This window comes from Arthrobacter sp. 179, assembly GCF_052379645.1.
GTDB lineage: Bacteria > Actinomycetota > Actinomycetes > Actinomycetales > Micrococcaceae > Arthrobacter_H.
In genome coordinates, this window is record NZ_JBQSYU010000029.1 from 1 (window position 1) to 13,328 (window position 13,328).

9 protein-coding genes are annotated in these 13,328 nt (G+C 68.1%); 5 read left to right on the forward strand and 4 right to left on the reverse strand.

From position 1 onward, the window contains the following. The 3 genes from ACT3UE_RS14200 to ACT3UE_RS14210 form a co-directional block, all read right to left on the reverse strand. Window positions 1-872: MaoC/PaaZ C-terminal domain-containing protein (locus ACT3UE_RS14200; protein WP_444566930.1), on the reverse strand; the 872-nt coding region annotated here is incomplete at its 3' end. After that, window positions 869-2,206, reverse strand: a complete 1,338-nt coding sequence (locus tag ACT3UE_RS14205; RefSeq protein WP_444566931.1) for a 3-oxoacyl-ACP reductase — start codon at window positions 2,204-2,206, stop codon at window positions 869-871. The genes ACT3UE_RS14205 and ACT3UE_RS14200, both read right to left, overlap by 4 nt. Window positions 2,207-2,208: 2 nt before the next feature. Next, window positions 2,209-3,537 carry an acetyl-CoA C-acetyltransferase gene (locus ACT3UE_RS14210; protein WP_444561429.1) on the reverse strand — a complete coding sequence of 443 codons (1,329 nt, stop codon included), beginning with the start codon at window positions 3,535-3,537 and terminating at the stop codon, window positions 2,209-2,211. A gap of 64 nt (window positions 3,538-3,601) precedes the next feature. On the opposite strand from ACT3UE_RS14210, the gene ACT3UE_RS14215 reads away from it, so the two are divergent. Both ACT3UE_RS14215 and ACT3UE_RS14220 read left to right on the forward strand, forming a co-directional pair. After that, window positions 3,602-4,354, forward strand: a complete 753-nt coding sequence (locus tag ACT3UE_RS14215; RefSeq protein ID WP_444566932.1) for a TetR/AcrR family transcriptional regulator — start codon at window positions 3,602-3,604, stop codon at window positions 4,352-4,354. Then, complete coding sequence (locus ACT3UE_RS14220; protein ID WP_444561431.1) at window positions 4,351-6,462, forward strand: acyl-CoA dehydrogenase family protein; 2,112 nt, start codon at window positions 4,351-4,353, stop codon at window positions 6,460-6,462. Before ACT3UE_RS14215 ends, ACT3UE_RS14220 begins: the two co-directional genes overlap by 4 nt. A gap of 90 nt (window positions 6,463-6,552) precedes the next feature. Here the strand turns inward: ACT3UE_RS14220 and glgA are convergent, their stop codons facing one another. After that, window positions 6,553-7,761, reverse strand: coding sequence for a glycogen synthase (glgA, locus tag ACT3UE_RS14225; RefSeq protein WP_444561432.1), 1,209 nt, complete (start codon window positions 7,759-7,761; stop codon window positions 6,553-6,555). A 103-nt stretch (window positions 7,762-7,864) separates the two neighbouring features. Here glgA and glgC point away from each other — a divergent pair, with 103 nt between their 5' ends. The 3 genes from glgC to pepN are packed head-to-tail and all read left to right on the forward strand — an operon-like array spanning window position 7,865 to window position 13,325. Further along, complete coding sequence (gene glgC / locus ACT3UE_RS14230; protein WP_444561433.1) at window positions 7,865-9,106, forward strand: glucose-1-phosphate adenylyltransferase; 1,242 nt, start codon at window positions 7,865-7,867, stop codon at window positions 9,104-9,106. A gap of 45 nt (window positions 9,107-9,151) precedes the next feature. Next, window positions 9,152-10,630, forward strand: coding sequence for an SDR family NAD(P)-dependent oxidoreductase (locus ACT3UE_RS14235; RefSeq protein ID WP_444561434.1), 1,479 nt, complete (start codon window positions 9,152-9,154; stop codon window positions 10,628-10,630). Between the two features lie 58 nt (window positions 10,631-10,688). After that, entirely contained in the window at window positions 10,689-13,325 is a 2,637-nt protein-coding gene (gene pepN / locus ACT3UE_RS14240; protein WP_444561435.1) for an aminopeptidase N, read from the forward strand. The last annotated feature ends 3 nt before the right edge of the window (window positions 13,326-13,328 follow it).

A 13,328-nucleotide genomic window follows, 5' to 3' on the forward strand; every position in this document is an offset into this window, starting at 1 on the left:
AGCGTGCGCACCGCTCCGTGGAAATGCCGGCGGCCCTTCTTCGCGTTCCAGCCCTCGAAGCCGAGGAGCTTCTCGTTCCTGATCACCCCGAAGCTCACCGTGGACGGCAGCAGGACGGGGGATTCGAAGACGATGTCCCAGTGGTATCCGCCCTCGAGCGGTGCCGTCTGGGCCAGTGCCTTGCCGGCCAGGAACATGCCGTGGGCGATCTGGCGTTTCATGCCCAGGGCCTTGGCCGGCAGGGCCCCGAGGTGGATGGGGTTGTAGTCCCCCAGCACCGCGGCGTATTTACGCCCGGTCCCCGCCCCCAAACGCCAGGCGCCCGTCTGCCGGAGCGGGACGAATTCGGGTCGTTGGCCCCGGCGTTCGGGACGCTCCCCGGCCCAGACGCCCTTGGCCAGGTACGTCGAAGTGCCCACCCACACGGTTTCTTCCCCGACACTGACCTCGCACACCACGTCCAGCTGGGTGCCGGCCTGGTGGTCGCGCAGCTTCTCTGTCCACGCCCGCACCTTCAGGACCTCATCGACACCCACCGGGCGCAGATGCTCGACCTGGTTGGACAGGTGGACCATCCCCAGCAGGGGCAACGGGAAGTCGCGTGAGGCCAACACGGACATGGCCACCGGGAAGACGGTCCCGTGGATGAAGACGCTCGGCAGGTTCGGACGCACTGTATCGCCCACCAGTCGCTGGTAGGCCTCCAACCGCGTCTGGTCGGGGACCACGCCATGGACCCGGTGTTCGACCTCGGGCAGCACCAGCTCGCTGCTCGAGCGGCTCAGCTGGTTGCGGACCTGATGGGCCACCGCTTCGGCGTAGAGCTTCGGCAGCGCCGGGACGGCATCCAGGTCGACGAGGCGGCGGCTCATGCGCCCACCAGCGACTGTCCGCAGACCCGCAGGGTCTGTCCGTTGATGCCCCCGGCGGCGTCGGAGGCCAGGAAACCGATGGCTTCGGCCACGTCCAGCGGCTGGCCGCCCTGCATCAGCGAGGGCAGCAGCATCCGCCCCACGGCCCGGGTGGCCACGGGGATCTTGGCGGTCATCTCGGTTTCGATGAAGCCGGGGGCGACGGCGTTGATGCCACCGTCGCGTTCGACCATCGCCGACGCAGTGGAGGCGACCATGCCCATGACCCCGGCCTTGGAGGTGGCGTAGTTGGTCTGACCGCGGTTCCCGGCAATGCCGCTGGTGGAGGCCAGAGACACGATGCGCAGCCCCTGCAGGTCTGCGGCCAGGAACGCCTCGTTCATGCGCAGTTGCGACTGGATGTTCACTGCGATGACCGAATCCCAGCGTGCTGCGTCCATGTTGGCCAGCAGCTTGTCCCGGGTGATCCCGGCGTTGTGGATGACGATGTCCAGCTGTCCATGGCGGCCCAAGGCGTGCTCCATGATCACCGCTGCGGCGTCGTCCCGGGTGATGTCGAGCTGTAGTGCGGTACCGCCGATCCCGTTGGCGACCGCGGCCAGTGATTCCCCGGCCTGCGGGACGTCGACGGCCACGATCGTGGCACCGTCGCGGTGCAGGGTCCGGGCGATGGCCGCACCGATGCCCCGGGCTGCGCCGGTCACCACGGCGACCTTGCCGGCCAGCGGCTGGTCCCAGTCCGCCGGCAGGACACCGCGTTCGGACTCGACGTTGATGAACTGTCCATCGACGTAGGCACTGCGTCCGGAGAGCAGGAAGTGCAGGGCGGCTGCCGCCGAGGGGGCTGCGGCGCCGATGCCTTCGGCGAGCAGGATCCCGTTGGCGGTGGCACCACCGCGCATTTCACGGCCCAGGGAGCGCAGCAGACCGGTGACGCCCATCCGGGCAGCCGACCGGGCGGGGGCGTCGTTGACGGTCGCCGGGCGTGAAATGGAGACTACGCGCCCACCGGGTAGCAGGCTGCGCAACGCGGCACCCGCCTCCAGGGCAACGGCCGACAGATCGCCGGGGGCCTCCACGGCGTCCAGGGCCAGGATCAGCGCGCCGAGCTTCTCGGGGCCTCCGGCATGGCGGCGGACGTCGAGTCCCCAACCCAACAGGGTCTCCGTGAGGTCATGGGCGGCGGAGCCGGCGCCGAGGACGACGACGGGTCCCGGGACCAGCGGCTTGCCGGGCTCATAGCGGCGCAGGATCGTGGGACGCGGGAGACCCAGCGTCTTGGCCAGATCCTTGGTGAACCCGGTGTTGACGAGCTTCAGGTAGTTGTCGGCCATGGTTAGCGTGCCTCCAAAATCGCCACGACGCCTTGGCCGCCGGCTGCGCAGACGGAGATCAGGCCACGGCCCGAACCCTTCTCATGCAGCATCTTGGCCAGCGTGGCCACGATGCGTCCGCCGGTGGCGGCGAACGGGTGGCCGGCGGCCAGCGAGGAGCCGTTGACATTCAATCGGCTGCGGTCGATCGACCCCAGCGGGGCTTCGAGCCCCAGGTTGTTGCGGCAGAAATCCTCGTCCTCCCAGGCGGCCAGCGTGCTGAGCACGGTCCCGGCGAAGGCCTCGTGGATCTCGTAGAAGTCGAAGTCCTGCAAGGTCAGTCCGTTGCGGGCCAGCAGGCGCGGCACGGCGTAGGCGGGGGCCATCAGCAGGCCGTCCCCGCCGTTGACGAAATCGGCGGCCCCGGCTTCGAAGTCCACGAAGTTGGCCAGCATCGGCAGATCGTGTGCGCGGGCGTAGTCCTCCGAACCGATCAGCACGGTCGCGGCCCCGTCGGTCAACGGGGTGGAGTTCCCGGCGGTCATCGTGGCCTGATCCCCCAGGTTCTTGCCGAAGGCCGGCTTCAGGGTGCCCAGCTTCTCCAACGTGCTGTCCGGACGCAGGTTCGTATCCCGGCTGACCCCGCGGAAGGGGGTGATGAGGTCATCGAAGAAGTGCCGGTCATAGGCCGCGGCCATGTTCTTGTGGCTGGCCAGCGCGAGTTCGTCCTGGGCCTGGCGGGTGATGCCCCAGGCGGCCGTGGTGACGGCCTGGTGGTCGCCCATCGACAGCCCGGTGCGCGGTTCCCCGGTGCCCGGTGCGGCGGGCGAAAGATCCTTGGGACGGAACTTCGACAGTGCCGAGAGCCGCTGCTGCAGGGTGCGGGCCCGAGTCAGTTCCAGCAGGACGGCGCGCAGGCCCTCGCTGACGGCGATGGGCGCATCGGAGGTGGTGTCCACCCCGCCGCCGATCCCGGATTCGATCTGCCCGAGGCGGATCTTATTGGCCAGCGACCCGATCGCTTCCATGCCGGTGGCACAGGCCATCTGCACGTCATAGGCGGGCGTGGTCGGCGACAGTGCCGTTCCCAGGACTGATTCGCGGACCAGGTTGAAGTCCTTGGAGTGCTTCAGGACGGCTCCGGCGGCGACCGCCCCGATGCGCTGGCCCTGCAGCCCGAAACGAGCCACCAGGCCGTCCAGGGCGGCGGTGAGCATCTCCTGGTTCGAGGCGGTGGAGTATTTGCCGTTGGACCGGGCAAAGGGGATGCGGTTGCCGCCGATCACGACGGCGGGACGCGGACCGGTGGTGCCGGTCGTCGTGGACTGGGCGGGGGAAGCCGGGTCGGCCATGGAATGACTCCTGACGATGTGAAGTTGATTACCGATACCTAGCGTACCTGATACGCTGGGTATCGTGAACACTTCAGAGCCCTCCGCAACCGGCGGGGCGGGCGCCACCGGAGACGGGCGCTCCGCCCGGTGGGACGCCCACCGTCAGTCCCGGCGCACCGAACTGGTCAAAGCCGCCCGTTCGGTCATCCACCGCATGGGCCCTTCGGCCTCGATGGACGACTTCGCCGCAGCCGCCGGAACCTCCAAATCCGTGTTCTACCGGTATTTCCGCGATAAGGACGGATTGCGCCAGGCCATGGGTGAGATGGCGATCGGCCAGATGCGGGCCAAGGTCGTCGACGCCGCCCGCCGGGCCACCACCGAGGAAGCCGGTCTGCGGGCCATGGTCAAGGCCTACCTGCAGATGGCCCAGACGTCACCGAACGTCTACTTCTTCGTCACCGACACCGCCCGTGATCCGTTCCGGCCGACCCCCGCCACGACGGGCGACGCCCCCTTGGACGACTTCTTCGCGGAGATCACCTCGATGATGAAGGAACGCATGCATGCCTACCTGAACGGCCGGCATGGCGCGGCAGGGGCGACCAGCCCGGCGCTGGAACTCTGGCCGACCGCCTCGATCGGCATGGTCCGGGCCGCGGGCGAAGCCTGGCTGCGGACCGCCGCGAGCCCCGGCAAACCCGATGAACTCGAATTGACCCAAACCATCACGACCTGGCTGGTCTCCGGTATCACCGGGCATCCCCCCGGTGGGACCGAACAGCCCCGACATCCCAGCAACGAACCTACCGAATTGGAAAGGCACACGACGTGACCCAGCAGAACACCGCCGGCTCCGGCCGGACAGACCCCCGCATCGACGTCGCCGCACTCGCCGAACAGCTCTTGGGCCAGTGGGCCGAGGACCGCCGCACCTCACGCCGGCTCGCCGGCCGCGACGACCTCCAGCGCATCGAGGGCCAGTCCATGGACGAGCACCGCGAACGCGTCTTCAACCAGCTGTCCATCCTCGTGGACGAAGGCGCCATCCAGCGCGCCTTCCCCGAGACGATGGGCGGTGCGAACAACCACGGTGGGAACATCGCCGCCTTCGAGGAACTCGTGGTCGCCGATCCGTCCCTGCAGATCAAGGCCGGCGTGCAGTGGGGCCTCTTCGGTTCCGCGGTCCAGCACCTGGGCAGCACCGAACACCACCAGAAGTGGCTTCCCGGGATCATGAACCTGGAGATCCCCGGGGCCTTCGCCATGACGGAGATCGGCCACGGGTCGGACGTCGCCAGCATCGACACCACGGCGACCTATGACCCGGCCACCGAGGAATTCGTCATCCACACCCCCTTCCGGGCCGCGTGGAAGGAGTTCCTGGGCAACGCCGCGAAGCACGGTCGCGCCGCCGTGGTCTTCGCCCAGCTGATCACCAACGGGGTCAAGCATGGGGTCCACGCCTTCTACGTACCCATCCGCGATGACAACGGGTTCCTGCCCGGCGTCGGCGGCGAGGACGACGGCCTGAAGGGCGGGCTCAACGGCATCGACAACGGCCGCCTGCACTTCACCCAGGTCCGCATCCCGCGCACCAACCTGCTCAACCGCTACGGCGATGTCGCCGTCGACGGGACCTACACCTCCCCCATCTCCAGCCCGGGGCGCCGGTTCTTCACGATGCTCGGAACCCTGGTCCAGGGGCGGGTCTCCCTCGACGGTGCCGCGGTGGCCGCCTCCAAGGTGGCCCTGCAGATCGCCACCACCTACGCCCACCAGCGTCGCCAGTTCAACGCGACCTCCACGGTGCAGGAGGAGACCCTGATGGACTACCAGCGCCACCAGCGTCGCCTCATCCCGCGGATCGCGACCACCTATGCGATGTCCTTCGCCCACGAGGAGCTGTTGGAGAAGTTCGACGGCGTGTTCTCCGGAACCGCCGATTCCGATGAGGACCGGCAGGACCTGGAGACCCTGGCTGCCGCGTTGAAGCCCACATCCACGTGGAACGCCCTGGACATCGTCCAGGAGTGCCGCGAGGCCACCGGTGGTTCCGGCTACATGACGAAGAACCGCTTCACCTCCCTCTACGCGGACCTCGACGTGTATGCGACGTTCGAAGGCGACAACACGGTGCTGCTGCAGCTGGTCGCCAAGCGCCTGCTGACCGATTACGCCCAGGAGTTCCGCCACCTCGATGCCGGCGTCCTGGCCCGCTATGTGGTCCGGCAGGCCGGCAACGTGGCGATCAACCGTTCGGGTCTGCGCCAGCTGGCCCAGACCTTCTCCGATACCGGTTCGGAGAAGCGCTCGGCAAACTTCCTCAAGGATGCCGAGACCCAGCGCGGTCTGCTGACCGACCGTGTCGGCACCGCGGTCGGTGAGGTCGCCGACGCGATGCGCGGGGCCGCCAAGCTGCCCCAGGCCGAAGGCGCCAAGGTCTTCAACGAGCACCAGAACGAGATCATCGAGGCGGCCCGCGCCCACGCCGATCTGCTGCTCTGGGAGTCGTTCACCACGGCCCTGGGCAAGATCCAGGACGAGGGCACCCGCCAGGTCATGACCTGGGTCCGGGACCTCTACGGCCTGCAGCTGATCGAGAAGGACCTGTCCTGGTATGTGATGCACGGACGCCTCTCGAACCAGCGGGCCAGGACCCTGGGCCCGTACATCAACCGGTTGCTGGCCCGTCTGCGTCCGCACGCCCAGGACCTGGTCGACGCCTTCGGCTACGGCCCCGAGCACCTGCGGGCCGACATCTCCTCGGGCATCGAGGCGGAGCGTCAGGACGAAGCGGCCGAGTACCTGCGCCGGGAACGGGCCAAACCCGATGCCCCCATCGACGAGAAGATCCTCGTCGCCCGTCGCAAGGCGGCCGAGAAGGCCAAGCGCAAGGCCGCGAAGTCGGCGGCCACCCAGGGCAAGAAGGTCGGCGCCTAGACCGACCCGGCCACGGCACGACGGCGGTGCCTCCGGATTCCGGAGGCACCGCCGTCGTCGTCTGTCGGGGCCGTGACGGCGCCCGGGCCCTCAGGGTCGGTAGGAGTCGATCGCGTCCTGGTAGACCTCCAACGTCCGCTGGGCGATGGCATCCCAACTGAAGTTGCTGGCGGCGCGTTTCCGGCCGGCGGCGCCCATCACCCGGGCCCGTTCGGGGTCCTCCAGCACCCGGGTCAGCGCTGCGGCGAAATCGGCGACGAAACCCTCGACATCCGCCGGCGTGCCCGAGGCGTCGTCGAGCTGTTCCAGGGCCACCAGCAGTCCGGTCTCGCCATCGGCGACCACCTCGGGGATCCCCCCGACCGCGCTGGCCACCACTGCGGTGCCGCAGGCCATGGCTTCGAGGTTCACGATCCCCAGCGGTTCATAGATCGACGGGCAGGCGAAGACGGTCGCCTGGCTCAGGACCTGGATGAGTTCGTTGCGTGGCAGCATGCGTTCGATGACGACCACGGCCTCCCGGGTGGCCCGCAACGTGGCGATCAGCCCGGCGACTTCCGCGGCCAGTTCGGGGGTGTCGGCGGCTCCGGCACAGAGCACCAGTTGGACGTCGGGCGGCAGCAGTGCCGCGGCCCGCAGCAGATAGGGCACCCCCTTCTGTCGGGTGATCCGTCCCACGAAGGCCACCGTGAGTCGGTCCGGGTCGATCCCCAGTCCGGGCAGTGCCTGTAGATCCGGTGCCGGATGCCACGCCTCGACATCGACCCCGTTGTGGACCACGTGGACCCGTTCCGGATCGACGTCGGGGTAGGCGCGCAGGATGTCCCGGCGCATGCCCGCGGATACCGCGATGACGGCGTCGGCCCCGTGGTAGGCGGTGGATTCGGCCCAGGAGCTGACGGCGTATCCCCCGCCGAGTTGTTCGGCCTTCCAGGGGCGCAGGGGCTCCAGCGAGTGGGCGCTGAGCACATGTGGGACCGAATGCATCAGCGAGCCGAGGTGGCCGGCGAAATTCGCGTACCAGGTATGCGAGTGGATGATATCCGTCCCGGCCAGCGCGGGAACGATGCGCAGATCGGTCCCCAGGGTCGCCAGTGCGGGGTTCGCCTCCCCCAGGTCCCCGGGCTCGGCATAGCTGGCCACGGTGGCGCCGTGGTAGTCCGCGGGGCGCTCCGCTCCGAAGGCGTGCACGTGCAGATCCGCCAGCGGTGCCAGCACCCGCGACAGCTCGGCGACGTGGACACCGGCCCCGCCATAGATGGCCGGCGGGAATTCCTTGGTCACAATGTCTACTCTCACAGCACCAACGTAGCCGTTTAAGTGACTTCTGCCATAGTCTGAGGCGTGCAGGTGAAGCCCGGCGTCCACGTCGCCGGGAGGCAACAAGGAGCAGGGAGACGGCATGCCCCGGAGAAAAGTCCTCGTCGTGGTTCTGGCCGGTGGGGAAGGCAAGCGGCTGATGCCCCTGACGGCGGATCGTGCCAAACCGGCCGTACCGTTCGCCGGCAGCTACCGGCTGATCGACTTCGCCTTGTCCAATGTCGTGAATTCGGGATATCTGCGGGTCGTGGTGCTCACCCAATATAAATCCCACAGCCTGGACCGCCACGTGTCCGAAACCTGGCGCATGTCGACCCAACTGGGCAACTATGTCGCCTCGGTTCCTGCCCAGCAGCGGCTGGGCAAGGACTGGTTCCTCGGCTCGGCCAACGCGATCTACCAGTCCCTGAACCTGATCCACGACGCCAAACCAGAATACGTGTTGGTGGTCGGCGCCGATCACGTGTATCGGATGGACTTCTCGGCGATGATCGACGCCCATATCGCCGCCGGGGTCTCGGCCTCCGTCGCCGCGGTCCGCCAGCCCATCGACCAGTCCCATCAATTCGGGGTCATCGAGGTCGACGACGACGACCCAGGGCGTATCGCCGCCTTCCGTGAGAAACCCGCATCGACCCCCGGGCTGCCCGATGACCCGGATTCCTTCCTGGCCTCGATGGGCAACTACGTCTTCAGCACCGATGCCCTGCTCGAGGCCCTGGACGCCGACAACCTCAGCGACGACACCAAACACGACATGGGCGCGGACATCATCCCGGGCTTCGTCGAACGCGGTGACTGCGGGGTCTATGACTTCTCCTCCAACCCCGTCCCGGGCGAGGACGACGGGCTGGTGCGTTATTGGCGCGACGTCGGCACGCTGGATTCCTACTATGACGCCCATATGGATCTGGTCTCCCCCATCCCCAAGTTCAACCTGTACAACAAGGAATGGCCGATCCACACCCGGCACCACAGCTCCCCGCCCTCGAAGCTCGTCCGCGATAAGAACGGCGTCCCCGGCGAAGCACACGATTCGCTGCTGGCTGCGGGTGTGGTGATCACCGGAGGCGTCGTCACCCGCTCGGTGATCTCCACCGACGCCCGCGTCGAGCACGGGGCCTGCGTCACCGATTCGGTCCTGCTGGACGACGTCGTCATCGGAGCCGGTGCCACGATCAACCACGCGATCATCGACAAGAACGTGGTGGTCCCCGCCGGCGCCAGCATCGGCATCGACCACGCGGTGGATCGGGCCCGCGGATTCCTGGTCACCGACTCGGGGCTGACCGTGTTGGCGAAGGGACAGCAGATCGACGGCTGACCCGACTGGGTGGATGTCGCGCCGGGGCGGTATAGTTCTGCCGTCATGACTGAGCATTCCTCCCCCATCGCCGCCGCCGATCTGGCCGCCTGCCTGGGCGTCCTCGAACGCATCCACGAACTCCCCGACGACGACGAACAATTCATCGCCGTGCGCCGGGCCACTGCGAAGATGTTCAAGGAGGTCAAACGCGCCCGCCGGACCGAGGCCCGCCAGGCGGTGGTCGAGGCCGACCGCCAGGTCATGGAACGCACGGCCACCGGCGCCGCGAACCGGCTCGACGACGAGACCGAGGGGCTGGACCTGTCCTCGACCTCCGCGGGCTCCAGCGCCGGGGAATACCAGCAGCCGCGCAAATGCTACGTCTGCAAACAGCCCTTCACGAAGGTCGATGCCTTCCACCACCTGCTGTGCCCCGACTGCGCCACCGCCGGCAGGCATTGGCGCGAGGCCCGCATCGACCTGACCGGACGCCGGGCCCTGCTCACCGGCGGGCGGGCCAAGATCGGCATGCATATCGCGTTGCGGCTGCTGCGCGACGGGGCCCATACGACCATCACCACCCGTTTCCCCGCCGATGCGGCCCGCCGGTTCGCCGCCCTGGATGACAGCGGCGATTGGCTGCACCGGTTGCGCATCGTCGGGATCGACCTGCGCGACCCCTCCCAGGTGGTGTCGTTGACCGAGCAACTCATCGCCGCCGGGCCGCTGGACATCCTGATCAACAATGCGGCCCAGACGGTCCGCCGTTCCGGCCAGGCCTACCGCCACCTCATCGATGCCGAGGCCCGGCCGTTGCCCCCCGAGCTCAGCCAGGCCCGAGGTGGCCCGGAACTCTGGGGCGCCGGCCAGGCACCACAAGCCCACCCCCGGGCCCTGGCCGCGGCCTTCGACCTGGACACCGACGCCCTGGAATCCTCCGCCGCCTGGGATCCGGCACGGCTGGCCGAGCTGGCGATGACCGCCGGATCGGCCTCCCTGGACCGGGTGGAAGCAGGAACCGCGATCGATGCCGGCGGGCTGGTCCCCGATCTGGTCAGCGTGAACAGCTGGACCCACACGCTGGGCCAAGTGGAGGCGCTGGAACTGCTGGAGGTCCAGCTCTGCAACGTCACGGCACCGTTCCTGCTGGCGAGCCTGCTGCGTCCGGCGATGGCCGCCTCCTCGTTCAACCGCAAGTACATCGTGAATGTCTCGGCGATGGAGGGGCAGTTCTCCCGGGTCTACAAGGGCCCCGGTCACCCCCATACCAACATGGCCAAGGCTTCGATCAACATGTTGACCCGCACGTCCGCCGAGGAGCTCTTCGACACCGATGGCATCCTGATGACGGCCGTGGACACCGGGTGGATCACCGACGAACGCCCGCACGAGTCCAAGATCCGACACGCCGCCGGAGGCTGGCATGCACCCCTGGATCTGATCGACGGCGCGGCCCGGGTCTACCATCCGATCGTTGCCGGCGAGGAGGGCACGGATCTGCGGGGCTGCTTCATCAAGGACTACCGTCCCTCCCCCTGGTAATCCACGGATCCACGCCGGACGGTGATCTTCAACACCTGTTTCATGGTTGAATGGCCCCGTGGAGAATCAGCAGCCCAGAAACCAGAACCTGTCCCGCGATGAGGCCGCCGAGCGCGCCCGGATCCTCAGTGTCGACTCCTATGAAGTCGATCTCGATCTGACCGGCGCCCCGGATCCCACGGTCTCCGGCTACCGATCCCGGACGCGGATCGCGCTCACCGCCCAGGTCGCCGGCGAGGAGACCTTCCTGGACTTCATCCATGGTGGCGTCGCCTCGGTGGTCCATAACGGCAAGCCCCTGGATCCCGCGACCGCGGTCCGTGGGTCACGGATCCACTTCACTCCCACGGCGGGCCACAACCTCGTCGAGGTCGATGGCACGGCCCTCTACTCGACCTCCGGGGAAGGCATGCACCGCTTCGTGGACCCGGTGGACGGCCAGACCTACCTCTACACCCAGTACGAGCCGGCCGACGCCCGCCGGGTGTTCGCGAACTTCGAACAGCCCGACCTCAAGGCACCCTTCAGCTTCACCGTCACGGCGCCCGCCCACTGGCATGTCGCCTCCAACCAGTCGGTGGCCGAACGCACCGAGCACGACAACGGCATGGCCACCTCGGTCTTCGCCCCGACGCTGCCGATCTCGACCTACATCACCACGATCCTGGCCGGGCCATACCACTACGTCACCGACAGCTGGTCCCGCCGCCTCGAGGACGGCAGCACGCTGACCGTCCCGCTGGGCCTGAGCTGCCGGGCCTCGCTGGCGGCAAGCTTCGATGCCGATGCCCTGTTCACCACCACCCGGCAGGGGCTGGACTTCTTCCATGACCTCTTCGACTACCCCTACCCCTGGGGCAAATACGACCAGGCCTTCGTCCCCGAATACAACCTCGGCGCCATGGAGAACCCCGGTCTGGTCACCTTCACTGAGAACTACGTCTTCACCTCCCGCGCCACCGAATCCCAGTACGAGGGCCGGGCGAATACGATCATGCACGAGATGGCCCATATGTGGTTCGGCGATCTGGTCACGATGCGCTGGTGGGATGACCTGTGGCTGAAGGAATCCTTCGCCGACTTCATCGGCACCCTGGCCGTGGCCGAAGCCACCGACTTCGATACCGCCTGGGTCACCTTCGCGAACCGCCGCAAGGCCTGGGCCTACGTCCAGGACCAGCTGCCGACCACCCACCCGATCGTCGCCGACATCCCCGATCTGGAAGCGGCCCGGCAGAATTTCGATGGCATCACCTACGCCAAGGGCGCCTCCGTGCTCAAGCAGCTCGATGCCTACGTCGGGCGCGAGGCCTTCGTCTCCGCGGCCCGTACCTATTTCCGTCGCCACGAATACGGCAACACCACCCTGGCGGACTTCCTGGCCGTCCTGGCCGAGGCCTCCGGCCGCGATATGGGGGCCTGGTCCGAATCCTGGCTCCGCACCGCGGGGGTCGGTTCCCTGGAGGTCGAGTTCGAGGAGCACGACGGCGCAGTCACCTCGGCGGTCATCGTCCAGGAGGGCGCGGATCCCACGACGGGATCCGCCGCCATCCGTCCACACACCCTGGGGTTGGGCACCTTCGAATTGCGCGATGGCAAGCTGGAGCGCACCGGAGGATTCAGGCTCGATGCCACCGGGGCCCGGACCGAGATCCCCGAACTCGTCGGCCGGCCCCGCCCCGCCGTCGTCCTGCCCAATGACGGGGACCTGACCTATGCCAAGGTCAGATTCGACGAGTCCTCCCTGCAGGTCCTGCTCGAACACCTCGGCACGTTGACAGAGCCTCTGTCGCGGGCCACCGCCTGGGCAGCCCTCTGGTCCATGGTCCGCGATGGCCTGCTTCCGGCACCGGTCTTCCTGAGCGCGGTCCGCCGACATGTCTCCACGATCACCGATGTCGGAGTCCTGTCGATGATCCTGGGGCAGGCCGAGACCGCCGTCCAACGGTACTGCCCTCCCCATGTCAGGGATGCCGAACACCGGCAGCTGGCCCAGTCGCTGCATGATTTCCTGCTCGCTGCTGATCCCGGATCCGACGCCCAGCTGGCCTTCGCCAGGGCCCTGGCCGAGTTGGCCCGCGCCGGCGAACTCGACCATGTCGTGGCCGGGCTGCTGGACGGCAGCCTCCGGGTCGAAGGACTTACCGTCGACGAGCAGTTGCGCTGGGCCCTGCTGCAGGCCGGTGCGGCCCGGGGACACATCTCCACCTCCACCCTGGAGGCCGAGCGCCAGGCCAACCCGTCGGCGGTCGCCACCGTGGGGCAGGCGCTCGCCTGGGCAGCACGCCCGGAGGCGCAGGTGAAGCAGGCGGCCTTCGACGCCGCCCTGTCCGGAACCGACGCCGACGGCGCGGTCCTCTCCAACGATGTCCTCAGTGCCACGGTCAACGGTTTCCTGATCGGTTCACATGAGCAGATCGACGGCTACTACGAACGCTACTGGCCGGCCCTGGCCGATATCTGGGAGAAGATGAGCATCGGCCTGGCCACCCGGATCGTGCAGGGCCTGTTCCCGTTGGATCAGGATCTGGGCACCGAGGCACCGGAGCAGCATCGCGTCGTGCGCAGCGCCGATGCCTGGCTCGCCGACCACGCAGAGGCTCCACGGGCCCTGCGTCGGATCATCATCGAACAGCGCGACCAGCTGGTGCGCACCCTGCACGGGCAGGCCGCCGTCCTGGCGTCACGGGACTGAGCT

What these genes read in the sequence shown, in the direction of transcription:
- ACT3UE_RS14205 (WP_444566931.1), bottom strand. Translation starts at nt 2,206, where the DNA reads ATGGCCGACAACTACCTGAAGCTCGTCAACACCGGGTTCACCAAGGAT.
- ACT3UE_RS14210 (WP_444561429.1), bottom strand. Translation starts at nt 3,537, where the DNA reads ATGGCCGACCCGGCTTCCCCCGCCCAGTCCACGACGACCGGCACCACC.
- glgC (WP_444561433.1), top strand. Translation starts at nt 7,865, where the DNA reads ATGCCCCGGAGAAAAGTCCTCGTCGTGGTTCTGGCCGGTGGGGAAGGC.
- ACT3UE_RS14235 (WP_444561434.1), top strand. Translation starts at nt 9,152, where the DNA reads ATGACTGAGCATTCCTCCCCCATCGCCGCCGCCGATCTGGCCGCCTGC.